This window comes from uncultured Bradyrhizobium sp., from assembly GCF_947648125.1.
Lineage (GTDB): Bacteria > Pseudomonadota > Alphaproteobacteria > Rhizobiales > Xanthobacteraceae > Bradyrhizobium.
In genome coordinates, this window is sequence record NZ_CANSMR010000013.1 from 166,194 (window position 1) to 191,816 (window position 25,623).

The 25,623-nt window shown below is 65.5% G+C and carries 22 protein-coding genes; 11 read left to right on the top strand and 11 right to left on the bottom strand.

The genetic code is table 11. The annotated features are described in order from the left end of the window. Nucleotides 1–156: 156 nt before the first annotated feature. On the top strand, nucleotides 157–483 hold the full coding sequence (locus Q0030_RS23050) for a hypothetical protein (RefSeq protein ID WP_298371977.1): 327 nt from the start codon (nucleotides 157–159) through the stop codon (nucleotides 481–483). A 72-nt stretch (nucleotides 484–555) separates the two neighbouring features. Continuing rightward, nucleotides 556–2,238 carry a FecR domain-containing protein gene (locus Q0030_RS23055; protein ID WP_363323479.1) on the top strand — a complete coding sequence of 561 codons (1,683 nt, stop codon included), beginning with the start codon at nucleotides 556–558 and terminating at the stop codon, nucleotides 2,236–2,238. Nucleotides 2,239–2,254: 16 nt separating this feature from the next. Here Q0030_RS23055 and Q0030_RS23060 read toward each other — a convergent pair whose 3' ends face one another. Further along, complete coding sequence (locus tag Q0030_RS23060) at nucleotides 2,255–3,052, bottom strand: NUDIX domain-containing protein (protein ID WP_298371979.1); 798 nt, start codon at nucleotides 3,050–3,052, stop codon at nucleotides 2,255–2,257. Nucleotides 3,053–3,211: 159 nt separating this feature from the next. After that, nucleotides 3,212–4,081: an archaetidylserine decarboxylase gene (gene asd / locus Q0030_RS23065; RefSeq protein ID WP_298372046.1), complete on the bottom strand. Its 870-nt coding sequence runs from the start codon at nucleotides 4,079–4,081 to the stop codon at nucleotides 3,212–3,214. A 34-nt stretch (nucleotides 4,082–4,115) separates the two neighbouring features. Between asd and Q0030_RS23070 the strand changes: the two genes are divergently transcribed. After that, on the top strand, nucleotides 4,116–5,780 hold the full coding sequence (locus Q0030_RS23070; RefSeq protein WP_298371981.1) for an aminotransferase class III-fold pyridoxal phosphate-dependent enzyme: 1,665 nt from the start codon (nucleotides 4,116–4,118) through the stop codon (nucleotides 5,778–5,780). Between the two features lie 317 nt (nucleotides 5,781–6,097). Here Q0030_RS23070 and Q0030_RS23075 read toward each other — a convergent pair whose 3' ends face one another. The 3 genes from Q0030_RS23075 to Q0030_RS23085 form a co-directional block, all read right to left on the bottom strand. Further along, entirely contained in the window at nucleotides 6,098–6,715 is a 618-nt protein-coding gene (locus Q0030_RS23075; RefSeq protein ID WP_298371983.1) for a hypothetical protein, read from the bottom strand. A 241-nt stretch (nucleotides 6,716–6,956) separates the two neighbouring features. Further along, entirely contained in the window at nucleotides 6,957–7,646 is a 690-nt protein-coding gene (locus Q0030_RS23080) for a methyltransferase domain-containing protein (RefSeq protein WP_298371985.1), read from the bottom strand. Between the two features lie 34 nt (nucleotides 7,647–7,680). After that, entirely contained in the window at nucleotides 7,681–8,736 is a 1,056-nt protein-coding gene (locus Q0030_RS23085; RefSeq protein WP_298371986.1) for a glycosyltransferase family 1 protein, read from the bottom strand. A 138-nt stretch (nucleotides 8,737–8,874) separates the two neighbouring features. On the opposite strand from Q0030_RS23085, the gene Q0030_RS23090 reads away from it, so the two are divergent. Continuing rightward, the gene (locus Q0030_RS23090; RefSeq protein WP_298371988.1) at nucleotides 8,875–10,260 is read left to right on the top strand and encodes a TAXI family TRAP transporter solute-binding subunit; all 1,386 of its coding nucleotides are present in this window, start codon (nucleotides 8,875–8,877) and stop codon (nucleotides 10,258–10,260) included. A gap of 111 nt (nucleotides 10,261–10,371) precedes the next feature. Beyond that, entirely contained in the window at nucleotides 10,372–11,154 is a 783-nt protein-coding gene (locus Q0030_RS23095; protein ID WP_298371989.1) for a sulfite exporter TauE/SafE family protein, read from the top strand. 25 nt (nucleotides 11,155–11,179) lie between these two features. On the opposite strand, the gene Q0030_RS23100 is transcribed toward Q0030_RS23095, so the two are convergent. After that, complete coding sequence (locus Q0030_RS23100) at nucleotides 11,180–12,394, bottom strand: acyltransferase (RefSeq protein WP_298371991.1); 1,215 nt, start codon at nucleotides 12,392–12,394, stop codon at nucleotides 11,180–11,182. Nucleotides 12,395–12,642: 248 nt separating this feature from the next. On the opposite strand from Q0030_RS23100, the gene Q0030_RS23105 reads away from it, so the two are divergent. From Q0030_RS23105 to Q0030_RS23115, 3 genes are all read left to right on the top strand, one after another. After that, nucleotides 12,643–13,332, top strand: coding sequence for a L,D-transpeptidase (locus Q0030_RS23105; RefSeq protein ID WP_298371993.1), 690 nt, complete (start codon nucleotides 12,643–12,645; stop codon nucleotides 13,330–13,332). Nucleotides 13,333–13,540: 208 nt separating this feature from the next. After that, nucleotides 13,541–15,109 carry a DUF4403 family protein gene (locus tag Q0030_RS23110; protein ID WP_298371995.1) on the top strand — a complete coding sequence of 523 codons (1,569 nt, stop codon included), beginning with the start codon at nucleotides 13,541–13,543 and terminating at the stop codon, nucleotides 15,107–15,109. 135 nt (nucleotides 15,110–15,244) lie between these two features. Beyond that, nucleotides 15,245–16,459 carry an ABC transporter substrate-binding protein gene (locus tag Q0030_RS23115; RefSeq protein ID WP_298371996.1) on the top strand — a complete coding sequence of 405 codons (1,215 nt, stop codon included), beginning with the start codon at nucleotides 15,245–15,247 and terminating at the stop codon, nucleotides 16,457–16,459. Between the two features lie 133 nt (nucleotides 16,460–16,592). Here Q0030_RS23115 and Q0030_RS23120 read toward each other — a convergent pair whose 3' ends face one another. The 5 genes from Q0030_RS23120 to Q0030_RS23140 all read right to left on the bottom strand — a co-directional run bounded on the left by Q0030_RS23120 (nucleotide 16,593) and on the right by Q0030_RS23140 (nucleotide 20,756). Then, a complete protein-coding gene (locus tag Q0030_RS23120) occupies nucleotides 16,593–16,745 on the bottom strand; it encodes a hypothetical protein (RefSeq protein ID WP_298371998.1) in 153 nt (50 codons plus the stop codon). 159 nt (nucleotides 16,746–16,904) lie between these two features. Beyond that, the gene (locus tag Q0030_RS23125; RefSeq protein ID WP_298372000.1) at nucleotides 16,905–17,207 is read right to left on the bottom strand and encodes a hypothetical protein; all 303 of its coding nucleotides are present in this window, start codon (nucleotides 17,205–17,207) and stop codon (nucleotides 16,905–16,907) included. Between the two features lie 216 nt (nucleotides 17,208–17,423). Further along, a complete protein-coding gene (locus Q0030_RS23130; RefSeq protein ID WP_298372002.1) occupies nucleotides 17,424–18,101 on the bottom strand; it encodes a TetR/AcrR family transcriptional regulator in 678 nt (225 codons plus the stop codon). A 95-nt stretch (nucleotides 18,102–18,196) separates the two neighbouring features. Beyond that, on the bottom strand, nucleotides 18,197–18,985 hold the full coding sequence (locus Q0030_RS23135; RefSeq protein ID WP_298372003.1) for an enoyl-CoA hydratase/isomerase family protein: 789 nt from the start codon (nucleotides 18,983–18,985) through the stop codon (nucleotides 18,197–18,199). A gap of 25 nt (nucleotides 18,986–19,010) precedes the next feature. Continuing rightward, nucleotides 19,011–20,756: a CocE/NonD family hydrolase gene (locus tag Q0030_RS23140; RefSeq protein WP_298372006.1), complete on the bottom strand. Its 1,746-nt coding sequence runs from the start codon at nucleotides 20,754–20,756 to the stop codon at nucleotides 19,011–19,013. 487 nt (nucleotides 20,757–21,243) lie between these two features. Between Q0030_RS23140 and Q0030_RS23145 the strand changes: the two genes are divergently transcribed. Genes Q0030_RS23145 through Q0030_RS23155 form a run of 3 tightly spaced genes read left to right on the top strand, consistent with a single transcriptional unit; the run spans nucleotide 21,244 to nucleotide 25,500 of the window. Continuing rightward, nucleotides 21,244–22,215 carry an HlyD family secretion protein gene (locus Q0030_RS23145; RefSeq protein WP_298372007.1) on the top strand — a complete coding sequence of 324 codons (972 nt, stop codon included), beginning with the start codon at nucleotides 21,244–21,246 and terminating at the stop codon, nucleotides 22,213–22,215. Beyond that, on the top strand, nucleotides 22,212–24,542 hold the full coding sequence (locus Q0030_RS23150; RefSeq protein ID WP_298372009.1) for an ABC transporter permease: 2,331 nt from the start codon (nucleotides 22,212–22,214) through the stop codon (nucleotides 24,540–24,542). Before Q0030_RS23145 ends, Q0030_RS23150 begins: the two co-directional genes overlap by 4 nt. Beyond that, entirely contained in the window at nucleotides 24,529–25,500 is a 972-nt protein-coding gene (locus Q0030_RS23155; RefSeq protein ID WP_298372011.1) for an HlyD family efflux transporter periplasmic adaptor subunit, read from the top strand. The genes Q0030_RS23150 and Q0030_RS23155 overlap by 14 nt, the downstream gene beginning before the upstream one ends. The last annotated feature ends 123 nt before the right edge of the window (nucleotides 25,501–25,623 follow it).

Below are 25,623 nucleotides of genomic sequence, written 5' to 3' on the forward strand. Positions count from 1 at the left end.
GGGCTGACGTCAACCGTCCGCGTGTGGTTAACGAAACAAGCGGGGCACGCGACGAAACCATTTTTCAGTGCGCACGAAGAATTGCCGAAACCAAGCCTGCCTAGTGATGGCCTCGACAACGCGCTGCAACGGCGCGACCACCACAAGGGGGACATCATGGCTTTCACCGCTTCGACGCTGCGTCATGGCAAACTGCTGGCGGCAACCGCGTTCACGCTCGGTCTGCTGACGTCGGCGTCCTATGCCTACACCGACGAACAGCAGCAGATGTGCACCGGCGACGCGATGCGGCTGTGCAGCTCGGAAATCCCCGACGTCGATCGCGTCACCGCCTGCATGGTGCGCCAGCGCGCCCTGCTCAGCGACGGCTGCAAGGCGGTCTTTCACTATGTCCCTCCTGCGACGGCCGCGCAGCCCGCTAACTATGCTCCCGCGGCCAAGCCGGCGAAGCCACTCAACATCACTCCTCACAAACGCGGCTAACCAAAACCCCCAACAACGACCAAGCGCCGCGCTTCCTTCCGGGAGTGCGGTGCTTGATCGTTCGGGTCCGCCATGACAACAAGGCAGAACCGTTCATTCGGCATTCAGCCTGACGCGGCTCAATTGCCGATCCCCAATGCCTCCCGGGAATCGATGGTGATGCGCCGCGCCTTCCTTTATGCGCTCCTGCTTGGTGCCGGCGTCACGATGGGTTGGCATACAACAGCCAATGCCGCGCCGGAGCTGACGCAGTTTGCGCAAGCGCAGCCTGCACCGGCGCCCTCGGCCGCCCCGGCGCCGAATGCGACACCGTCAACGCCAGCGCCTGCGACGCCCGCTCCGGCCGCCGCGCCGCAGGCCGCAGCTCCCGAGCCGATCGGCAACGTCGCGACGCTGACCGGCACCGCCACCGTCACGCGCAACAACTCCACGACGCCGCTGCAGATCCGCGACGACATCTTCGCCAATGACGACCTCGCGACATCCGCGACCTCCTCGCTCGGCATCACCTTCAACGACGGCACCACCTTCAACCTGAGGGCCAACGCCAGGATCACGATCGACAACTACGTCTACGAGGACGGCGGCCAGCAGAACAGCGCGCTGTTCAACGTCGCCAAGGGAACCGCGGCGTTCGTCGCCGCAGCCGTCGCCAAGACCGGCGACATGAAGATCTCGACCCCGACCGCAACGCTCGGCATCCGCGGCACCACAGGCCTTGTCGAAGTACCGGAAGGCGCGAATGCGACCGGCAACAATGTCGGCATCAAGCTCTATCCCGACGCCGACGGACATGTCGGCCGCATCGAGGTCAACGACCGCAGCGGCGCCTCGCTCGGCGTGCTGACGCGCGGCGCGAGCGGCTTTGCGATTCGTCCAGGCACCGGCGGCGCCCGCTTCGCCGCGGTGCCGCTGACGATCTCGCCGCAACAGATGACGCGCGATCAGGGTTTCGTGCGCGCGGTGCATTCCGCGCAGACGTTGGGCCGTCAGGTCGTGACCGAGCAGCGTGACTTCCGCAGAGCCAATCCCGACTTCCGCAGGGCCAACCCGGCCGCGCCCTATCCGAATCGTGGCCAGCCGGTGCAGCCGAACCCGCAGCGCCAGAACGGCCTGCCGGGCCAGAACCGCAATGCGCCGCAGCAGCCGGGTCAGCAAAACCGTCCGGGCCAGTTGCAGCAGCCCGGCCAGCCGAACCGTCCGGGCCAGCCGCAGCAACCGGGCACGCAACCGGGCACACCTGGCCGGCAGGGCTCGCAGCAGCAGCCGGGCACGCAGCAGCAAGGCGGCGCACAGCACGCGCTGCCCGGCCAGCCCGGCGGCACGACACTGCCGCACGCGCCCGGCGTCCAGACGCCGGGCGGACAACGGCCTGCGGGACAACAGCCCGCGCGCCAAGAACCTGCGCGCCAAGGACCCTCACGCCAAGGACCCTCACGCCAAGGCGGCGCAGCGCCACCCGTCGGGCAACAACCGCCTGCACGTCAAGGCGGCCTGCAGCCCGGACGCACACCGGTGCCGGGCGGCGCGCGCCAGCCGGGGCAGCCAAGTCAACCGGGCGCGCCGCGACAGGGCGCGGCGCAGCCTGCGCCGGCGGCACCCGGCCAGGCGCGGCCCGGCATTCAGCAGGCCGCGCCTAGCGTCCGCCCCGGCATGCAACAGCCCGCAGTGCAGCCACGCCCCGGCGTCCAGCAACGGCGCGCACCGCCGCCGCGCGCGGCGAGGCCGCAGCCCAAGGACAAGCGTCACAATTGATTGGAAACGCGCGGCGTCAGGCCGCGCGGCGCAGCCAGTCGCGCACGCGCTCGATCAGGTTCTTGCGCGGGGTCGGCTGCACGGCTGCGGCAACGGGTGCGATCTCGCGCGCGGATGCCGGCGGCGCTTCGGGTGCAGTCACTTCAACGACGTGCTCGCGCTCGGCCACTTCTCCGGCATCCGTTGCGGCATACTCCGGGATCACGGCCGGCTGATCCGGTTCTAGATCTGCCGTCCGCGCATCAACGGCCGCGGGCACTTCCGCGACCGCGCGTGCTTCAGCGAGCGCAGGCGTATCGATGACCACGGGCGCGCCAGCGACCGGCTCTTCTTCGGCAAGCTGGGCGCGCCGTCGCTCCGCGGTCGCAACCCGCAACCGCGCGCGCCGCTCACGCTCGGCGTTCGCCGCGGCCTGCAACGCGATCGGTCCGACATTCTCCAGGAACGCGCGCTCATAACCGCGCGACAGGCGATCGAGCGCTTCATCGAGCGGCAGCCAGTCGACTTCCCTGATGTCGCTCATCAACGCGCGCACCGGCTTGCCGCCGGCATCCATGCGCCAGTAATGCACCACCTTCGAGCGTCCGCCTGAATCATAGACCAGCGTGCCGAGGAATTCATGCACCTCGACGTCGTGGCCGGTTTCCTCCAGCACCTCGCGCTCGGCGGCGTCGCGCGGCGTCTCGCCATCGTCGAGCTTGCCCTTCGGCAACACCCATTCATTGCGCTTGCGCAGGCGCACGACGGCAAAGCGCGGTGGAGCCTCCCGCCGCAGCACAATGCCTCCCGCCGCCAGAACAGGCGTCCGCGCCATCTCGTGTCCATCAGGTTTGCGATTTAGGATCGTCGCACGACGATCCCAACCATTCTAAAGCATGATCGGGAAAAGTGGAAACCGGTTTTCCCTGCGACAAACGCAAAAGCGTTTGCGCGGAGATCATGCTCAAAGAATGACGCGCAGGAAACAGCGAGATCAGTTCGTAGGCTTTTTCAACAACGGTTCGCCGCATTTGATCCGTGTTCCCTCCGCGACATTGTCGCAGAACTCGAAATTATTGGGCGCCAGCACGATGATGGTCGAGCCGTGCTCGAACCAGCCGAGTTCGTCGCCCTTCTTCACATGCGCGTCACAGGGGAAATCCACCGGGCCCCGCGACTGCGCGTTCAGCGTGATGTCGAGGAAATGCAGGCGGAGGCTCGCCACCAGGATGGCGGCGACCGGAACCAGCGTCAGCGCCTCGCCGGTCGGAAGCTTCGCGCGCAGCACCGCGCGCTCGTTCTTGCAGAACAGCCGCTCGACCCGCTTCAGCGCGATCGGATTGACGTTCCAGACGTCGCCGTGAATGAACGTGACCTTGTCGATCGCAAGATCATACGGCGCGTGAAAGCGGTGATACATGCTCGAGGTCAGCCGCAGCGTGACGAAGCGGCCGTTGCTGTGCTGCTCGACCAGCGCGGGATCGCCGAGAAGATCGAGCAGCGAATAGGGTGCGCCCTTGACCTGGAACAATTGTCCATTCTCGATCCGTCCATGCGCGCCGATGATCGCATCCGACGGGCTCGCGATGATGGCGGGATCGGCCACGGCCGGGCGCAGGCCGGGCTTCAGCTCGCGGGTAAAGCAATCGTGCAAACTCTTGAACTCGGTCTTCTTCGCCTCGGACAGATCGAGGTCGGAGAACAGCTTCCAGCAGGCGATCGAGGCATCGCGCACCAGGGGGTTCTCGACCTTGGAGAACCAGCCCATGAAGCGGGTGATCGCCGCCCGCGGAATCCGGTTGGTTAGCAGGAAATTGAGGTCTTCCTGCTGGGTGAATGCCGAGATCAGGCCCTTGACTGTCATGAATTTGTTAGGTGCCGAGGCTAGCGCTTCTGTCATGGAAACATCCCTTCCGATTCTCTCGCTGTCCGCCGCCGCGCTTGCCGGCGCCGCCGCAGCTTTCCCCAAAATTCAGGCCCGCCTTGCGCTGTCGCGAGCCAAGCACCGCTCGCTGACCGGACATTCCAAGATGTCCAAGATGGTCGCGCGCATGGTGCCGCACTACGAATTCGATATCGACGAGTTCTTCCGCTCCGACGGAGCACCGAAGGACGTCGCGATGCAGCGCCAGGACGGCTTCTTCCGCCTCGCCGGCCTCTACGCGGATCGCTACCCCAAGGGCCGCGCGCTGACCGCCGAGGTGACGGAGCGGATCTCCGACCTGCAGTTCACCGAAACCTACCGCGCGCCGTTCCAGTACAGCCGCCTGGTGCGCGAGCATCTCGGCACCTCGGCCTTCGTCGAGGCGTCCAGCGGCGTCACCGTCACCGACCTCGACGGCAATGTGTCCTACGACCTCACCGGCTCCTACGGGGTCAACATCTTCGGCAACGACTTCTACAAGGAGTGCATCGCCGAGGGTGAGAAGCGCGCGCACGCGCTCGGCCCCGTGCTCGGCCCCTACCACCCGATCATTGCCGACAACGTCAAGCGGCTCTGCGAGATCTCCGGCCTCGACGAGGTCTCGTTCCACATGTCCGGCACCGAGGCGGTGATGCAGGCGGTGCGGCTTGCGCGCTACCACACCAAGCGCACGCATCTGGTTCGTTTCGCCGGCGCCTATCACGGCTGGTGGGGCGAGGTGCAGCCCGGCGTCGGCAACCCGGTGTCGCCGCACGAGACCTTCACGCTCGCCGACATGTCGGAGAAGACGCTGCACGTGCTGCGCACCCGCAAGGACATCGCCTGCGTGCTGGTCAATCCGCTGCAGGCGCTGCATCCGAACGGCAACGCGCCCGGCGATTCCGCGCTGGTCGATTCGTCGCGCTCCTCCCGCTACGACCGCGCCGCCTACACCGAATGGCTGAAGAAGCTGCGCGAGGTCTGCACCGAGCGCGGCATCGTCTTGATCTTCGACGAGGTGTTCGTCGGCTTCCGCCTCGCCGCCGGCGGCGCCCAGGAGTATTTCGGCGTCAAGGCCGACATGGCGACCTACGGCAAGAGCCTCGCCGGCGGGCTTCCAGTCGGCGTGGTGTGCGGCCGCAAGGACTTGATGCGGCGTTTCCGCGACGATCGGCCGGCCGACATCTGCTTTGCGCGCGGCACCTTCAACTCGCATCCCTATGTGATGACGGCGATGGACGAGTTTTTGAGCCGGCTCGCCAGCCCCAACTTCCGCTCGATCTACAACGGGCTGGAGGAGACCTGGAACGGCCGCGCCGAGGCGCTCAACGACCGGCTCAAAGCGCAAGACCTGCCGGTTCGTGTCGGCAACATTTCGTCGATCTGGACCGTCTCTTACACCGAGCCGTCCCGCTACAACTGGATGCTGCAATATTATCTGCGGGCCGAGGGTCTGGCGCTGAGCTGGGTCGGCACCGGCCGGCTGATCTTCAGCCTGAACTACACCGACGCCGATTTCGCCGAGGTCGCCGACCGCTTCGTCGCGGCAGCCGAGAAGATGAAGCGCGACGGCTGGTGGTGGCACAAGGAAGGCCTCACCAACAAGAACATCAAGCGGCAGATCCTGAAAGAGATGGTCGCCGTGAGGTTCGGGCGCTGAGGCGACGCGCGGCTCTCGCGCTCCCTCGTCCCGCTGCTGTCCTTCTTTCACCTCTCCCGCTTGCGGGAGTCGAGACGAGCGCAGCTCGCTCTTAGGTCGGATCGCATCGAACGATGCGATCCGGGTGAGGGTTCTCTCCCCACGAAGATTATCGCAAGCGGCGATACCTCCACCCCACCCCTCCCCCGCAAGCGGGAGAGGGAGCGCAGTCCCGTTTTGGCCAACAGCGCGGCGGAGTCTCTTCACGATAGCCCTGAGACGTAGATGCCCGGGACGAGCCCGGGCATGACGCAGTTCAAAGACGTTGGGAGCAACGATCAGGCGTGCCTGACGTGCTTCTCGAGACCCGGATCGATCAGCTCGCCCTTCATCAGGAACAGCGGCGCCTTGTGATAGAGCTTCAGGTCGTGGAAGGGGTCGGTGACGATCTTGGTCATCCAGACGAGGCCGGTCTCGATGTCGCGGATGAAGAACAAATGGATGGTGCGGAACAAGAGGCCGCCGATGCCGACCACGAGCCAAATCTTGGCGACCTGACGGGTGAAGTCGCCCATCGTGACCCAAGGCTTGAACAGGCCGAACAGAGTCGGATCGAAGTACAGCACCATCGGCGACAGCGCCCAGATCGCCATCAGCACGACCTTGCGCTGCAAATTGTAGCCGACCTTGATGTCTTCCTTGTGCTCGTGGGTCGCCTGGTTGACGTGGTCATACCCCTTCGGCTCGAAGAAGAAGTGACCGGCCTGGCGCGAGGTCATCGAGACCAGCCAGCCGACCAGAGCCGACACGACCGGATCGAAAAACAGCATCACATAGGCGAACAGGAAGCTCAGCGCGCTGACGAAGTGCAGGCTCTGGTTGATCCGGCTGTGATGGTAGAAGCGATGGTCATCCCAGCGCTGGGTACGCAGCTCTTGCAGAAAATTCTTGATCATTGGTTCCCCCAACATCTTTCGGGACAGGATTTACAGGGATTCGATGTATCGCGTGTGACATCATCATAATGACATATGACAATGCGGAGCGACGCCTTGACGCAACCGGAGAAGGGTCTCGCCTCATCCCGGCGAGGTTTACGGGGATGAGGCGAAGGAGATCGTAGCCTCCTGGCCTGGGGTGCGCTGTGCGCCACCTCACCCAAGAGGACCGGCGGGCTCAGCCGCCTGGCCAACCGCCTCAGGCGGCCTTGGCGACGTCCGCCTTGCGGAAGCGGACCAGCGAGAAGTGGCCGAGCGGTGGGATCAGGCGGCGCTCCGCCAGCTCCATGCCGCGCACGCCGGCCAGCCACTTGGTGTAGCGCGACCAGGCGAATTCGGCGGTTCGGAACCCGAGCGGGCGCACCACCGGCTGCAGCTTCTGCTCGATGAAGCGGCGCACGCCGGCATCGGCGCTGACGCGGGTCAGGATGATCAATTCGCCGCCCGGACGCACCACGCGGGCGAACTCGTCGAGCGCGGCTTCCGGGTTCGGCACCGCAGACAGCACGTACTGCGCCATCACCACGTCGAACGAATCGTCGGGGAATTCGAGCTTCTCGGCGTCCATCACCGCGAGGCCCTCGACATTCTTCAGGCCCTGCTCGGCAACCCGCTTCTTGGCCTTCTCCAGCATCGCCTCCGAGATGTCGGTGCCGAAGATGCGCACATTCTGGCTATAGAGTGGCAGCGAGATGCCAGTGCCGACGCCGACCTCGAGCACGCGGCCGCCGATCTTGTTGGTGGCCTGGATCGCAGCCTGCCGGCCTTTGCTGAACACGCCGCCGAACACGAGGTCGTAGATCGGGGCCCAGCGGTCATAGGCCTGCTCGACCGTTTCGCGGTCGAAGTCCATGGAACGGTCGGCGCCCAGCTTGATGATTTCAGCCATAGATAAGTCTCTCGTCTTTCGTTCGTTTGAGCTGTTAATTCGGAACCGCACTGCGGCCGGCGACGCGGCGGGCGGGCCGCGGTGCGCGGCTCGGCTGCAACGTGGCCAGATTGCCGATGAACTGACGCGCACTGTTTTCCCAGGAACGCTCCAACGCAAAATTGCGGCAGTCGGCGCGCGACATGTTCAGCGCGCGCAGGCAGGCGCTGCGCAGATCGTTGTCGATCGCGCCGATCGGATGATCCGCGATGACGTCCTTTGGGCCGGTGACCGGGAACGCCGCGACCGGCGTGCCGCAGGCCAGCGCCTCGAGCTGCACGACGCCGAAGGTGTCGGTCAGGCTCGGGAACACGAAGACATCGGCGGCGGCGAGGTGCGAGGTCAAATCCTGGCCCTTCTTCTCGCCGAGGAAAATCGCGTCGGGATATTTCTGTTCCAACGCCGCCCGTTGCGGGCCGTCGCCGACCACGACCTTGGAGCCCGGCAGGTCCAGCGACAGGAAGGCGTCGAGATTCTTCTCCACCGCGACGCGGCCCATGGTCATGAAGATCGGCCGCGGCAGATCGAGCAGCGCCGGCTGGTCCGGATTGAAGATCCTGGTGTCGACGCCGCGGGTCCAGAAGCCGAGCTTGCGGAAGCCGCGCTCGGCAAGCTCTGTGCGCAGCGAGTCGGTCGCGACCATCGTCATCGATCCGGCGGCGTGGAAGTGGCGCAGCACGGCATAGCCGACGCTGTCAGGAATTCCGGTGCGCACCGAAACATATTCGGGGAAGCGCGTTGTATAGGAGGTGGTGAAGGCGAGCTTGTTGCGCTGGCAATAGCCGCGCACCGCCCAGCCGATCGGTCCTTCGGTCGCGATGTGGATCGCCTCGGGCGCGGCCTCCTCGATCCGGCGCGCGATCTCGCGGCGGTTCGGCAGCGCCATGCGCAGGCCCGGATAGGTCGGCACGCCGACCGAACGGAAACCGTCGGGGGTAAGGAATTCGATCTCGGCGCCGAGGGTCGCTGCGCTGCGCGCAAGCGACGTCAGCGTCCGAACCACGCCGTTGACTTGCGGATGCCAGGCATCGGTCGCAACGAGTATGCGCATCGCAGGAGACCCAAATCGTTAATCTTGATTCTGCTCGCACGACGTTCTGACATGGATGTTTCAAACGTATGACGTCATCGAAATGTTAGGTTGTTTTTCACGGCGAACTGCCGGTTTTTCGTGTAACATGACAGCCAGATGTCAGAGCAGCAGAGTGAACATCCCAGCACCACGCGTCGCAGGCTCAAACGGCGAAACTCCTCGCTCCTGATCCTGGCGGCCGGCATCTTCGTGTTTGCCGTCGCCGCAGGCGTGCTGTTCTACGGGCTGCGTCCGGTGACGCTGAAGATCGCAGTCGGCCCGACCGGCAGTGACGACGTCAAGCTCATCCAGGGCTTCGCGCAGGCCTTTGCGCGTGACGGCAGTTCGGTGCGGCTAAAGCCGGTCACGACACAGGGGGCCGCCGAAAGCATCGCGCTGTTCACCGCGAACAAGGTCGACCTCGCGGTCGTGCGCGGCGATCTCAGCCTGCCGGCGAGCGCCGAGGCGGTTGCGATCCTGCGCAAGAATGTCGTTGTGCTGTGGGCACCGTCGGGCGGCAAGGGCAAGCCGCGGTCGGCGAAGATCAAGAGCATCGACGATCTCGCCGGCCACAAGGTCGGTGTCGTCGGCAGCACCCAGGCCAACGTCACGCTGTTGCGCGTGATCCTGACCGAGTCCGGCATCAACCCCGACAAGGTCACGATCAGCCAGTTCGCCGTCAACAAGGTCGCCGATCTCGCGCGCGATCCCTCGCTCGACGCCTACATGACCGTTGGGCCGCTCGACAGCAAGATCACGGCAGACGCGATCGCGGCGACGGCGGCCGCACGCGGCGAACCGAAATTCCTTCCCGTCGACGTCTCGGAAGCGATCGCGCAGAAGCATCCGCTCTATGAGTCCGAGGAGATCGCCGGCAGCATCTTCTCCTCGTCGCCGGCCCGGCCCGAAGACAAGGTCGAGACCGTCGGCGTCAATCACCTCATCATCGCACAACACACGCTGCACGAAGCGACCGTCGGCACGCTCGACCGGCAATTGTTCACGCAGCGGCTTCAGGTCGCGCGCGATCTGCCGGCGGCGGCCAAGATCGAGAAGCCGGACACCGACAAGGATGCGGCACTGCCGGCGCATCAGGGCGCGGCCGCCTATATCGACGGCACCGAGCGCACCTTCCTCGAAAAATACTCCGACTACATCTGGGGCGGCATTCTGCTGGTCTCCGGCCTCGGCACGGCGGGCGCCTGGCTGCGCCACTACGTGAAGCGCGACGAGCGCGAGCGCTACATCACCCACCGCGACGGGCTGCTGACGCTGATCGCGCGGGTGCGCCGCGCCGAGACGCCGGAGGAGCTCGAGGCAATGCAGGGCGACGCGGACGCGCTGCTGCGCGAGGCGCTCGATTGCTACGACGACGGTGCGATCGAGGAAGGCGATCTCTCGGTGATCGGGCTGACGCTTGAGCAATTCCATCACGCCGTCTCCGACCGCCGCGCGGCGATGGGCGGCGACCGGCCGGGCCTGCCGAAGATGCGCGCCGGCTAGGCGCACACGCCGATTGCACCGAGAGCAATGTGCACCGAGAGCAATGTTTGGATTGCGCGTGCATGCGCGCGTGGCCATGTTGAGTACGACCGCAACGCTCAGCACGACACCATGATCACGTCCATCATCTCCGACATGCCCGCGCCGTTCGTGCTCGCGGTCGCGCTGGCCGGCGTCTTCCTGATCGCCTTCATGAAGGGCGCATTCGGCGGCGGCTTTGCCATCGTCGGCATCCCGCTGCTCTCGCTGGCGATGGATCCGATCGCGGCCGGCGCACTGCTTGCGCCGCTGTTCGTCGTCATGGACATCACGGCGCTGCGGTTCTGGCGCCCCAATACGTGGTCGCGCGTCGACCTCGCGATGCTGCTGCCGGCGCTCGTCGTCGGCATCGGCCTCGGCTATTTCGTGCTGCGCGATCTCGACCGGCATGCCGTCGAGATCGTAATGGGCCTGGTGACGCTGGTGTTCGCCGCGCTGTGGTTCATCGGCGGCGGCGAGATCAAGCCGCGTCCGCGCTCGACGATCAAGGCCAGCTTTGCCGGGCTCTCCTCCGGCGTCACCACGATGGTCGCGCATTCAGGCGGGCCGCCGCTTGCGATCTATCTGCTGCCGCTCGGCATGTCGAAGGCGCTTTACGCCGGCACCACCAGCCTGTTCTTCACGGTCGGCAACCTGCTGAAGGCCGGTCCGTGGCTGGTGCTCGCCACGCCGTCGCGAAGCCTGTGGATGCTGATGGCACTTTGCGTGCCGGCCGTGCCGGTCGGCGTCTGGGCTGGTTGGCGGCTGCACGAACGTCTCGACCAGCGCGCGCTGTACCGCGCCTGCTACGCCATTCTCGTTATCACCGCGGCCAAGCTGCTGTGGGACGGACTGGCCGGATACGTTCAGCTCTGAGCGCCAACAGCGTTGTTGCTGCTCGTCAGGAAGATCGCCTGGTGCCGCTGACGGAGATGGCAAGCGGCCCGATCCCCTCGAGCATCTCGACCATATCCTCCGGCTCGAGCCGCTTGCGCGCCACGAACGAGAAATGGCGGCGCAGCTTCAAGACCGGCTTCTCGATCCAGTGCCAGGAGAACGCCGCGAAAGCCGTGATCAGCACCAGCGCGACGGCGAACTGGACAATCAGCGACGCGCTCGGCAGCCAGACCTTCACCACCTGCTGCATCGGAAAACCGTACAGATAGATTCCGTAGGAATAGTCGCCCCTCGAAAACAGCGGCAGCCGCGGCAGCTTCGAGACGCCGAGGAACACGGTGATGTAGACCAGCGCCGGAGCAATGACGGCATTGAGGACAGGCTGGGTGATCCAGGCGGCCGGCCCGAGCAGTGCTGCTCCGAGGCAGAGCGCGCAGCAGACGGCGAGAATGCGCCCGTCATAGGGAATGCGGTCGCGGTAAAGGTAGATCGCGATCCCGAGCAGGCAGGCAACCGGCAGTTTCGCGCCGCGCCCGAGGAACAGCGCCGTGCTGAAGATCTTGTCATACAGCGTGCCGGCGACGCCCGGAGGCAGTTGCGACGGCGTTGCGGCATGCCCCGTGATCTGCACGGCAAAGCCGATGCCGACCAAGACGACGACGCTGAGCACGATCAGCGCCGGCCTGCGCAGCAGCCCCAAGGTCATGATGACCGCCATCACCGCGTAGCAGCCATATTCGAACGGCACGGTCCACAGCGAACTGTTGACCTCCGGCGCGGGATTGCCGGTGAACACGCCCGGCAGGGTGTAGTTCACGAGGCCGACGACATTCGTGAAATATTTGTAGGTGCCGGCGCTGGTGAAATAGTCCCAGAGCGGCAGCGTGGTGAAGATCGGCCCGAGGATCAACGCCGACAGCACGATCTCGACCGCAAGCGCCGGAATGATCCGCATTCCGCGATTGATCAGGAATTCCTTCAGGCTGAGCCGCAGCCCGCTTGCAGCAATCAGGAATCCGCTCAATGCGAAGAACATCACGAGAATGGCAAATTGCGGAAGCCAGAGGATCCACATCGGATCGGCGTCGCCGCGACCGGTGGCGACATAGGACGTATGCCCCGCGACGACGGAGATGGCGAGCGCAACGCGGAGAAAATCGAACCCGGGACCAAAGCCTTTCTGCTGATCCAGCATGCTGCCGATGGAAGGCGCTGGCATGATTTCCACTCCATTCCAAACCACGCCTTCGGAGAGCAAGCGCCGTGCCAGCAATGATGTCTTGGGATGGGACAGTCCCCGGCAACGCGCCCTTAACCGTGCGACGAAACACCGACGAAACAAATCCCTAACGGCACGAAACCATTTTGGCGATTTCGTGCAAACGTCCTGAAACGCCTCACCTGTACTGGTTTGACCCAACGACGCGCCGGAACTGGCGCGCAGGGCGCAAACAACAGGGGTCGACAATGTTCAATTCCATCAAGCTGAACGCACGTCTCGCTGCCGCCGCCTTCGGTGCGCTGGCGATTGGCGCCGTCGCTTTCTCGAATTCCGCCGCGGCCGCTCCGCTGCCGCTGTTTCCCTTCATCCTGACGCCGCCGACCGAGGCGGTGCAGCCGCCGGTGCAGTCGATGCCGCAGGCACAGGAGGAAGACCGTTCCGTCGAATTGCCCGCCCGGCTGCGTCGCCAGGTCGTGGCCTATCCGACCCGCGAGGCGGCCGGCACCATCATCATCGATACCCCGCACACCTATCTCTATCTCGTGCTCGGGAACGGCCAGGCGATGCGCTACGGCATCGGCGTCGGCCGCGACGGCTTCACCTGGTCGGGCACCCAGACCATCACCAAGAAGGCGGAGTGGCCGGATTGGACCCCGCCGCCGGAAATGATCGCCCGCCAGCCCTATCTGCCGCGCCACATGGCCGGCGGCCCCGGCAACCCGCTCGGCGCCCGCGCCATGTATCTCGGCGGCACCGTGTACCGGATCCACGGCACCAACGCGCCGGAGACGATCGGCACCCACGTCTCCTCCGGCTGCCTGCGCCTCACCAATGAGGACGTCACCGACCTCTATTCGCGGGTCAACGTCGGCACCAAGGTGATCGTGCTGCCGATGACCGACCGCCGCGCCGACCTCGGCTCGGCCGTCCGCTAGACCCGACACATTCAGACATTGACGACGGCTCCGGCATCATGCCGGGGCCGTCGTCGCGTTCATAATCGTTAACGTCCAGATCGTTAACTTCCAGGTGATCTCGGGCGACCGGCCCGCTTCCGCCCCCGAAGCAGCTTGATCCCGCCACACTGGCGCCGTCGTCGGCGGGCCTGTACAACCCGTCAAGTTGATTTCATCCGGGGGAATGATGCGTCTACCGATGCATCCAAGAACGATCGCGCTCGGGCTCACGGTGGTGCTGGTCTCGTTCGCGATCAGCCTCAAGGCCATGGATTGGCTGGCGCCGAGCGTCACGGTGCAGGCGCCACCGCTGGTGCAGCTGCCGCCGCTGCCGCAGGCGCCGCGGTCCTCGACGGTCGTTGCGCAGGTCTCGGTCGCGCTGTCGGCGATCCGCGATGCCGCCGAACGCGGCGCGCCGAAGACCTTCGGCGGCAAGGCCGACAACCCGGTCCAGCAAATCCTGCAGAATGCCGACATCGGCTGGTCCGCCTCGCGCGGGCCGATCGCAGCCACCGGCGCGCAGGACGTGCTGACGCTGACGACCCCGATCAACGGCACGCTGAAGGTCACCGGCTCGCTGTCGGCGCAGGCGACCGGCGCGGTCAGCAACGCACTCGGCAGCCTGCTCGGCGGCAATGTCGCCAAGCAGATCGGCGCCGTGAACATCAAGAACATCAACGCCAATGCCGACATCAAGGGCAGCGTCACGCTGACCGCGCGGCCGAAGCTCGGCGCGTCCTGGCGGATCGAGCCGAACCTGCAGGCGCAGGTCAATCTCGGCGACACCAGCCTGTCGGCCGCCGGCGTCCGCATCAGCGTGCCGGCCCAGGTCAAGCCGGTCATCGACAAGGCGGTCGCCGACCAGATTTCCGTGGTCGAGGCGCGGTTGCAGAACAATCCGGTGTTCCAGAACGCCGCCCGCACGCAATGGGCCAAGGCGTGCCGCTCGATCCCGCTGCAGGGCACCGGCGGCACCGCGTCGATGCCGCCGATGTGGCTCGAGCTGCGGCCGACCCGCGCGATCGCCGCGCAGCCGAAGGTCGATGCGTCCTCGCTGATCCTGACCATGGGGATCGAGGCCGAGACGCGGATCACGGAGACGCAGACCACGCCGAACTGCCCGTTCCCCGACAAGCTCTCGATCGTGCCGCCGATGCCGAGCCAGGTCTCGGTCGGCCTGCCGGTCGACATGTCCTTCACCACGCTGACGCAGCTCGTCGAGGCGCAGTTGAAGGGCAAGACCTTCCCCGAGGACGGCTCCGGCCCGGTCGACGTGACCGTCAAGAGCGCGAGCATCGCCGCCTCCGGCGACCGGCTTTTGATCTCGCTTCTGGTGCACGCCAAGGAGAAGAAGAGCTTCTTCGGCCTCGGCGCCGAGGCGACCGTGCACATCTGGGGCCGGCCGCGGCTGGATCAGGCGGCGCAGACGCTGCGGCTGGCCGACGTCGAGCTGGCGGTGGAGTCCGAAGCCGCGTTCGGCTTGCTCGGCGCCGCCGCGCGCGCGGCGATCCCGCATCTGCAGCAGGCGCTCGCCGACCGGCTGGTGGTCGACCTCAAGCCATTCGCGACCAATGCGCAGCGGAAGATCACCGCCGCCATCGCCGACCTGCAGAAGAACGAGGAAGGCATCCGCGTCGACGCCGACGTCAACAGCATCCGCCTTGCCGGCATCGCGTTCGATTCGAAGACGCTCCGGGTGATCGTGGAAACCGACGGCACCATCAAGGCCGCCGTCACCGCGCTACCGGCGCTGTAGGGCACAGATCCCGGCGTTCCATCCGCCGCGCGGCATACGCATGCCCAAAAAGTCGTCTTTGCGACAGGTTGCCGCACCGGATAGAAGGTGCCTCGTGGAAGCAACCTCGAACGAAAAATCAGGGAGAGAAACACGATGAAATCGCTCTTGGCCGCAGCAGCGGCCGGCCTCGCGCTTGCGGTCTCCGGCACCGCGGCGAACGCCCAGATCTCCGACGACGTCGTCAAGCTCGGCGTGCTCACCGACATGTCGAGCCTCTATGCGGACGCCACCGGCAAGGGCTCGGTCGCCGCGGTCGAGATGGCGGTCGCAGATTACGGCGGCAAGGTGAAGGGCAAACCGATCCAGGTCGTCGTGGCCGATCATCAGAACAAGCCCGACGTCGGCGTCAGCATCGCGCGCAACTGGTACGATAACGAGAAGGTCGATGCGATCCTCGACGTGCCGACCTCGTCGGTCGCGCTGCCGATCTCGGCGCTGACGCGCGAGAAGAACAAGATCCACATCAACTCCGGCGGCGGCTCCTCCGATATCACCGGCAGCGCCTGCTCGCCCAACACCGTGCACTGGACCTACGACACCTACGCGCTGTCGAACGTCGCCGGCAAGGCGATGGTCAAGCGCGGCGAGGACACCTGGTTCTTCGTCACTGCCGACTACGCCTTCGGCATGGCGCTGCAGCGCGACGCCGCCAACGTCGTCAAGGAGACCGGCGGCAAGGTGCTCGGCGAGGTGCGCCACCCGCTCAACTCGTCGGACTTCTCGTCGTTCCTGCTGCAGGCGCAGGCCTCCAAGGCCAAGGTCGTGGCGCTGGCGGATGCCGGCGGCGACACCACCACCGCGCTGAAGCAGGCCGCCGAGTTCGGCCTGGCCCAGGGCGGCCAGAAGCTGATCGCGCTGCTGATGGAAATCACCGACACCCATGCACTGGGGCTGAAGGCGACGCAGGGCCTGATCGTCACCGACGCCTTCTACTGGGACATGAACGACGAGACCCGCGCCTTCTCGAAGCGCTTCAACGAGAAGGTCGGCCACATGCCGACCATGATCCAGGCCGGCCTCTACTCGGCGACCATGCATTACCTGAAGGCGATCGAGGCGATCGGCACCGACGAGGCGCCGAAGGTGATGGAGCAGATGCGCAAGACGCCGGTCAACGACTTCTTCGCCAAGAACGGCCATATCCGGATCGACGGCCGCATGGTGCACGACATGTACCTGTTCGAGACCAAGAAGCCCGAGGAATCCAAGGGCGAGTGGGATCTCTACAAGCTGATCGCCACGGTGCCCGGCGACGAAGCCTTCCGTCCGCTCGACAAGGGCGGTTGCCCGCTGGTGAAGTCGAACTGACGAGCACGCCGCTGCGGGCGGCCATGCCGCCCGCATGCGTGCCCGATCACAGCCAATGAAAATGCGCCCGGCCGGCACCGGGCGCATTTTTCTTTCCGCGGCAGGTCCGGGTGATCGCCCGCGTCAGGCGGCGCTAATCGCCGTTCGCACCGGGGATCATCCAGGTCGAATACGTCTGCCAGACGCCGTCGCCGAGATTGCGTTGATAGGCGATGAAGTCGGCATGGTCGCCGTGCACGAGCTCATAGCGATAGTACCTTGAGAGGTCGTCGATCTGCTTGGTCATGGAACATCTCCGTCATAAGGGAAAGCCACTGTTATTCGACGTAGTCGAGGCAGGCTCACGGTCAATAGCATGATGATGATCATTCAATCACAGACGCGAGAGCCGGTCCGCCCCGTCGAGGATGCGGGTCGATCGACCCGCATCCTGTTTGCTCGGGTCTCAGCGCCGGGCACGGTATGAGCGGTGGTGCGGCATCTGAGCGATGCCGATGCCGCTCTCCTGCGCCTGAAGCGCCTGCAACACCGCCGGCGGCTCCAGCACGAGTTTGGCCGCCGGGGTCGGCGCGCCGTTGTTGAGCACGTCGCGATACGGATACAGCGCCTGGTAGGCGGCCGGTTCGGAGATCGCGGCCTGGGCCGAGGCCGCGGTCGCCGTGACGGCCGACAGCGCCGCAACCAGCGCGATGGTTTTCAACGTCCTGGTTCTGAATGTCCTGGCGAGATGGGAAATCCTGGTAGCCATGGTAACGCTCCCGCGATTTACATCGCATACGATTAATTCGTTCCCGCCTGATAAAGGCATGGCACGACCGGGCTTCAAGTATCCCGATTTAATCGGATGCGATTTATTCGGACGCGGGGCTTCAAATATCCGTGTGATCCGGGTGATCTTGCGCGGCTTGCAGGACAGGTCTGATCGCGCGGCACGGCTGCAGCGTCGGCGACGCTCGCAAGTGCTTCAGCCGCGTTCCTTGGGCACCTCCCCGAACACCGTCTCGTCAACGAGGCGCCAGTACGCCTCGACGACCTTCGGGTCCGCGGACGACAGTCCGCCCGTGACCTGCATTTCCGGCCCAAACTCGGAAAGCGTCGCGGTCAGGCTGACCATCATGTAGTGAAAAAGCATGGGGTCGACGGCGGGGAGCAAACCCTGCTTCTGAACCGCGATGATCTGCGGCAGCAATCGCTCCAGCAGCGGAGCCAGGATCGCTTCCGCCACCCATTTCAGCCGCGGATTGTTTGTCAGCGTCTCCTGCCGCATGAAGCGGTGAAATTCAGGAAATGCGACCGTGTACCGGAACAGTGTCGTGTATTCCTGGCGAAGCCGCTGCAGCGGCGACAAATCGGATGTCTCGGGCGCGGAAATATCCCAGCCGGCGCGAATCTGGGCGAAGGCGTGCTCCGCTGCGGCCCGCCACAGGATGTCCTTGCTGCGATAGTGATAAGTGATCAGCGGATGCTGCAGGCCGAGCCGATCGGCGATGGCACGAATGCTTGCGGCTTCGAACCCGCGTTCGGCGAATTCGGCGATGGCTGCATCGAGGATCGAGGCTCGGGTCTCGATCGAACGTTGTTGTTCGGCTCGCTGCCGCGGGCGGCCGCGACGCGCAGCCGCCGGGCTCGCTTTCTTCGTCATGCGGCCTTGGCCTAACATGGTTTGCGGCCCAACGTCACGCGACGTGTCCTCGAGCCCATCGCCAGCAGCCGTGCCGTCCTTGTTGCGCAGGCGGTCTATTTGCCTTCGAACACCAGCGGCGGCGGCTCGATGTCCTTGTCGAAGGCCGCGGCGGTGTTGACAAAGCCGCGCTGGGCGTCGGGGCCGTCGTAGAGCTCCATCGCGACATCGAGCATCACGAGGTCCGCGGCGGCGACGCCGCCGCTTGACCACGCCTTGAGCAGGGTGCGCGTCGCGGCATATGATCTGGTCGGCCCTGTCGCGAGCTGCCGTGCCAATGCAGTCGCCGTCGCCGTCAACGCACTTTCGGGCACCACATGGGTGGCAATTCCGAGCGTGCCCGCTTCGGCTCCGGAGATCGGCTCGCCGAGCATCGCAAATCGCGATGCACGCGCCCGCCCGGCGCGCTCGGCGATGCGCTGCAACGCGCCGGCGATCGGCAGCATCGCCGTCGTGACCTCGACACAACGGAAGGTCGCGTTATCGGCTGCAACGAGGAAATCGCACGCCAATGCGAGCTCAAAGCCGCCGCCGAAGGCTATCCCCTGCACCACCGCGACCGTCGGGATCTTCAGCATCTCGATGGCGCGATAGGCGATGTTCACGTCGGCAACGAACGTCCTGAACCAGTTGACGTCCTTGCCCGGCCATTCGCGCACTTCGCCGCCGAAGCTGAAATGCGGCCCTTCGGCGCGAATGACGAGCACGCGAATGTCGCTTTGACTGGCTTCACGCACCGCCGCGCGCAGGTTCTCCGCGAAACGTGCGTCGAGGCGGTTGAATGGCGGATTGGCGAGGACAATGTTGCCGATGGCGCCGTCTCGTTCAAATCGGATCGTCTTCATGGTCGCGTTCTCCTTCTGGGAGGCCTTAGGCCGGACGCCGGTCGGCGGGCTCGGGAATGATCGGCAGCAGCAGATGGGACGGCCGCTCCGCATCCCGATAGACCTTGTGGGTGACGGTCCGGCTGCTGCACACGTGGTACGGGATGTACTCGACGTTGGTCATGGCTCCCGTGCCGGTCGGGACGTCCATCGACGTGATGTCGAGGCAGATGCGATGGCCCGCCTTGAACTGGTTCGCGGTGGCGAGGATCTGGATCTGGTATTCGACCACGTCTCCCGGCTTCACGGGCGCGATCGCATCCTGTGTCAGTTTGTGGAAAGGCTCCCAGGGTTTCGAGCGCTGCTCGTCGAGCGCGCGATAGGACGCCTTCAACCAACCCCGCGTCAGCTCGCGCTCCGGCAATGTCGACGGAACGTCGCGCTCACCCTCGCGCGCAGTGCGCACCGACACGTCGGGCCCGACGTCCTTGAGCGCGATGATCCAGTTGGTGTCGTCCTGGTCGATCGCAGCATACAGCGTCAGCGTGATCGGGCCGGCGACGGTGACGTCGTGCGGCAAGGGCTCGGTCATGTAGCGCAGCCGCTCGACCTTGGTCGTCCGCGTCACCGGCATCTGCGTGAAGACATCGGGCTCGCGCGCCGAAGCGCCGACCTCCGCGGCCGGCCGCGGCGGCTCGGTCGACAGCGTCTCCCAATGCGAGAGATAGTATTTGGTCCACTGCGTCTCCGGCAGCGGCCAATTCGTGCCGGTCCGCCACTCGTTGGCGCCCATCAGCCAATAGCGCACCGGTGGCTCGTTCATGATGCCGGTGTCGTGCCCCTTCAGCCAGTGATCGTACCAGCGGATGATTTCATCGTGGTGCTGATGGAACGGCCGCTCGAGATGCGCCGGCCCGGTGAACAGCAGCTTCTTCGGCGCATCGACGTTCTGGAAATAGTGTTGGGCGCCAAGCCAATGCAGCTTGTAGGTATACGCATAGGCGCCCGAGCCCGTGTAGAACGGAATCTTGATCTTCCGGAAAGTCTCTTCCGCACGCTCGACGGTGCCGTCCGCCTCCCAGGGATGCGTCATCATGAGATACATGATGAAGGTGCGCTGTCCCTTCTGGGTCAGGATGTTGTAGAGGTTGATGTACTGCTTGAAGTCCGGGTTGCGCATGGCCCGACGCCAGAGCTCTTCCTCGGCGGGCGGCAGCTCGGCGGGGCGGTCGCGCGATTCATGGACGGTGCTGAAAACGTCGAGCAGATAAGGGAAGCTGTGCAGCACGCCGCCGGGATTGAAGTCGCGGAATCCGAACATGCCGCCATAGGCGCTGCACGCGTCATAGGGGAAGATGGCCTTCAGCGCAGGATGCCCCTGCGCGGCCGCGCGCCATTGCTCGCCGGCAAATCCCGAGATTCCGACCATCCCGACCTTGCCGTCGGACCATGGTTGCTGCGTGATCCATTCGATCAGGTCGTAATGGTCGGTGTCCTCGTGGCCGTAATGCCCTTCCGACTTGGCCGAGCCGCGCGGCTGCGCGATCACGTGGACGTAGCCATTGGCGATGAAGCGACGCGTATCGCCCGCCTCGATCGGACCGAACCACAACGGCGCGTGAGCCGGTTGCGGCGGCAAGACGTCCGCGATGTCGGGGCCCTGGATGTCCTTGTTGTGCAGCGCTGAGGCGTACAGCACGGGGTATCTGCCGGCTGCGTCCGGACGGTAGACGTCGACCGCAAGGCGGGTCCCGTCCCTCATGGCGACGCTGATGTCGCGTTCCTCGATCATCGTTTCATCCCGGTGTTCGCGACCATTTTCGGTCGATGGCCCGTGGCGGTGGAGGCACTCTGCCCGCCCGGTCGAACGCACCATGGCATAAAACTTTACTATCGTAAAGTATAATTATCATACCCTCGGAACACGACGGAACGGCTCGATATTCCTCGGCAGTTCCGAAATCCCGGGATGATCGTGGTGGCGGGCGCGGCTGGAGGGTTCGATGCGCCCACCATCTCCATCCGAGACGGACGCCATACCGTGCGCCACGCGCCCGCGTCGGCAGCAGCGGATGCGGTTGCTCCGGTCAAATTCGAGCCGGATCGGACAGGCTGGCGAGGTTGGCAGGATTTAACATCCACGCCATAGTGAATGACTATCCTGGTCATGAGCCAATGTGGGGTCAGCTATGGACGTGTCACCTTCTGGTAGCGAGAGCCGAAGCACGTCGGAGCCACCACAAGCAGCGCGCCAGGACAATGCGCACGCCGCGACGCGCATGCCGGCGATCATCGTCGGCGTCGTTGCCGCCATCATCGTTGCGCTGTCGATCTATTATCTGCTGCGGCCCGAGCCGCTGCTCGTGCAGGGCGAGGTCGATGCGACGCGGCTCGATATCGCCGCGCGCGTCGACGGACGCGTCAAGAGCATTCCGGTCGAGCGAGGTCAGAACGTGGCGGCAGGCGCCGTCCTGGTGAGGATCGACAATCCGGAAACGCTTGCAAAGCAAGACCAGATGCGCGCCGCCAAGGCCGTTGCGGATGCGCAACTCGCCAACGTCATGGTTGGAACGCGGGTCGAAACCATCGCCGCGCGGAAGGCGGAGATGGAACGCGCGGAGGCCGCGCAGGTGCTGGCGCAGAAGACCTTCGATCGCGCCAAGACACTGACCGAGCAAGGCAACGCGCCGCAGGCGCGTCTCGACCAGACCACCGATGCGCTGCACGAGGCCGAGCGCGGGCTCGATCAGGCGAAATCGGCCTATGAGCAGGCGGTCAACGGCTACACCAAGGAAGAACGCGCGATCGCGAAAGCCAATGTCGAGAAGGCCGAAGCCGACATTCAGAGCGTCCAGTCGGTGATCGATCAGCTCGCGGTCTACGCTCCCGTCGCGGCGCAGGTCTATCAGCGCAACGTCGAGCCGGGCGAGTTCGTCTCGCCGGGCGTGCCGCTGGTGACGCTGATCAATCTGGCTGATCTGTGGATCCATTTCGATCTGCGCGAGGATCTGGTCAAGGGCCTGAAGGTCGGCGACAAGTTCGACGTCCGGATTCCGGCGCTCGACGACCGCCATGTCACGGTCGAGGTCAAGCTGATCGCCACCAAGGGCGAATATGCGAGCTGGCGGGCAACCCGCGCCACCGGCGATTTCGATCTGCGGACGTTCTCGGTCCGCGCCTATCCGGTGCAGCCGGTGCCCGAGCTGCGGCCGGGCATGAGCGCCTATCTCGACTGGCGGTCGCGCCAATGAGGCTGGCATCGCAGCCCGGATTCTGGCGGGTCGCACAGCGCGAGTGGCAGTGGCTGTTGCGCGACCGCGTAGCCTTGCTGCTGATCTTCGGCGTGCCGCTGTTCGCCTTCGTGGTGCTGACGACGGTGTTCAGCCAACCGGTGATCCGCGGCCTCGGCGTCACCATCGTCGACACCGACAAGTCGGACACCTCGCGCGCGCTGACGCAGCAGGTCGCGGCGTCTCCGAGTCTCAGGATCGTCGACGATTCCGGCTCGCTGTCGTCAGCCGTGCAGGACATCCGCTCCGGCAAGGCGATTTCGGCGATCTTCATCCCGCCGAATTTCGAACGCGACCTGAAGGCCGATCGCCGTCCGCAGGTGGTCGGCTTCTACAACCAGCAATTCCTGACCGCGGCCGGCATTGCGTCGTCGGGCCTGAACGATGTGCTGTCGGCCGCCGCGAGCGCGGCCGCTCCCGCCAATCGCGCCGCCCCGGCCCCTGCGTCGATGGGAACGCTGACCGCGGAGACCATTGCGCTGGTCAATCCGCAGAAGAACTACGCGCAATTCCTGCTGCGCGCGCTGCTGCCGACGATCATCCACGTGGTGATCACGCTGGCCGCGGGCTATTCGGTCGGCTCCGAATTCCGCCGCCGCAACGCCCGGGAATGGCTCGAGAGCGCCGGCGGCGATCCGATCGCCGCGCTCGCCGGCAAGCTGGCGCCGCTGTTCGTGATCTTCATCCTGATCATGCTGGCCCAGCCGCTGATCCTCGAGGGCGTGCTGCAAATTCCCTTCAAGGGCGACGTGCTGCTGATGATCGCCGCGGGCCTGCTGCTGATCATCGCCTATCTGTCGCTCGGCGCGCTGCTGCAGCTCTTGGTCGGCGACCTCGCGACCGGGCTCGGACTTGCCGGCCTGATCGCCTCCCCTGCGTTCGGCTATGCCGGTGTCGGCTTTCCCACCATCGGCATGAATACGTTTGCGCAGGTCTGGAGCGCGATCCTGCCGCTGCGCTGGTACATGGCGGTGTTGATGGGACAGGCGGCGCGTGGATTGCCCGCCTCGGAATCGGCAATTCCCTTTGCGGCACTCGCCGGCCTCACGCTGCTGTTTGCCGCTCTCGCCTTGCTGCGGATGGCGAGCCTGACGCGCAGGGGCTGGTTTGCGACGGCGCGGCCGGCCGAACCGGCGGTCAGCGAGCAGACGCCGTCAGGCGTCGGCGGCGCCTTCGTGGCGGAGTGGCGGCGTGTGCTCGGAACGCGCAGCGCCTTCAGTCTGCTGTTTCTCGCGCCGCTGGTCTACGGCATCTACTATCCGCAACCCTATCTGAACCAGATCCTGCGCAAGCTGCCGATTGCGGTCGTCGACAATGATCTCAGCGATCTTTCCCGCCAGGTCGTCGAGACGCTCGATGCCAGCGGCACATTGAGCGTGACGGTTCGCGCCCGCACCCTCGCGGAGGCAAGCACCGCCATCGACCGCGGCTATGCATTCGCCGCCGTACAAATCCCGCCCGGCACTGAGCGCGATGTGCTCAAGGGCCTCACCGCTCACATCCCGGTCTACGCTGATGCCACCTATCTGTTCATCTTCAGGTCGACCGCAGGCGCCGTCGCCACCGCGATCGGCACGCTGACATCCGAGCTGGTGTCGCGGGGCGCCCGCGCCGACGGAAGTCTGGTCAAGGCGAAGCTCGCGAGCCTCAGCCCGGCCAACGTCCTGCTGCAACCGATCTTCAATCCGGTCGGCGGCTATGCGAGCTACATCGTCCCGGCGGCGTTCATCCTGATCCTGCAACAGACACTACTGATCGGCGCGGCGATGCTGACCGGCACGGCGCTGGCAAACTCCCGCAACACGGTCGCGGGCGTGTTCGGGCGCGGCGTTGCCCATCTGACCATCTATCTGCCGGCGCTCGCGCTCTATCTGATCGTGCTGCCGCGGATCTATGGTTTCTCGACGCTCGGGCATCTGCCGCAGATCTTCGCGCTGGCGACCGTCTTCCTGCTGGCGACGAGCTTCCTGGGACAGGCGATCGGCGCCTGGTTCACGCGGCCGGAAAACGCAACCATCCTGCTGCTGGCGACCAGCCTGCCGCAATTCTTCACCGCCGGCTTCGCATGGCCGCGCGAGGCCATCCCCCCTGCGGCCACGGCACTCGGCCGGCTGTTCCCGGCCGACTCGGCGATCGACGGCCTCGTGCGGATCAACCAGCTCGGCGCCAGCATCTGGGAGGTCTCGCACGACTGGCTCAGGCTGTGGTGCCTGGCATTGGGTTATTTCGTACTCGCCGTGATCTCCGCGCTGGTGTTCAAGAGAGGACAGCAAGATGCCCAACGCTAGGCGCGTCGCCATTGTCGCGATCCCGCTTGTGCTCGTCGCGGGTGCGCTGATCTATGCCGAGAGCCGCGCGACGCCGGCGCCCGCAATCGTCGGTGTGGTCCGCTCGACCGAGGTCAGGATCGAGCCGGAAGTGAACGGCCAACTGGTGTCGATCGCGGTCGAGAAAGGCGCGCAGGTGCACGCCGGTGACGTTCTGGCGCGGCTCTCCGCCGTCGAGTTGACCGCACAGGCGGACCAGGCGCGGGCTGCGCTCGCCGCCGCAGTGGCGAGCCGCAACAACGTCTATGCCGGCGTACGCCGCGAGCAGATCGATACGCTGAAAGCTGCGATCTCCAAGGCCAATTCGCGGCTCGACTATGTGGAGACCCAGCTCAAGCGGATCACCACGCTGGCGAGCCAGAGCTTTGAAACCCAGCAGGCGCTCGACCAGGCCGAGAACGACGTTGCCGCAGCGCGCGCCGGCGTGGCGGCATCCCAGGCGAATTACGATGCGGGGGTGGCCGGGCCGACCAGGGAGGAGCGCGCCATCGCCGACGCGCAGGTGCAGGCGGCGGCAGCCGCCGTCGCGGTGCTCGAGCGCCGTCTCGACAAGATGGTGCTGCGCGCGCCGGTCGACGGCGTGGTCAGCGTGATCGCCGCGGAAGTCGGCGAGAACGTTCGTGCGGGCCAGCCGATCCTGATGATTGCGGCGGCCGGCAAGCAATGGCTGTCGTTCAATGTGCGCGAGGACCATCTCGGCGGTCTTGCGATGGGCAAGACGGTGAGCGTGATACCGAACGGCTCCGGCGCCGCCACCAAGGCTGCCATCACCGAGTTGCGGCCGCTTGGGGTGTTCGCCACCTGGCAGGCCGAGCGCGTGATCGGCGATCACGATCGCAACACGCTGCGCCTGCGTCTCGACCCCGCGGGCGCCGCGGAAGGTGTCGAACCCGGCATGAGCGTCCGGATCGAGCGTTAACGCGCACACAACGCCCGGCCGCGAACCGCGATGACCTGCGCCCTCCGGCGCCTCCCGGAAGCTTTGTCTGCTCGCCTTGCCCAACAGTCATCGGACTGTCAGAAGATTGCGACAAGAAGACAA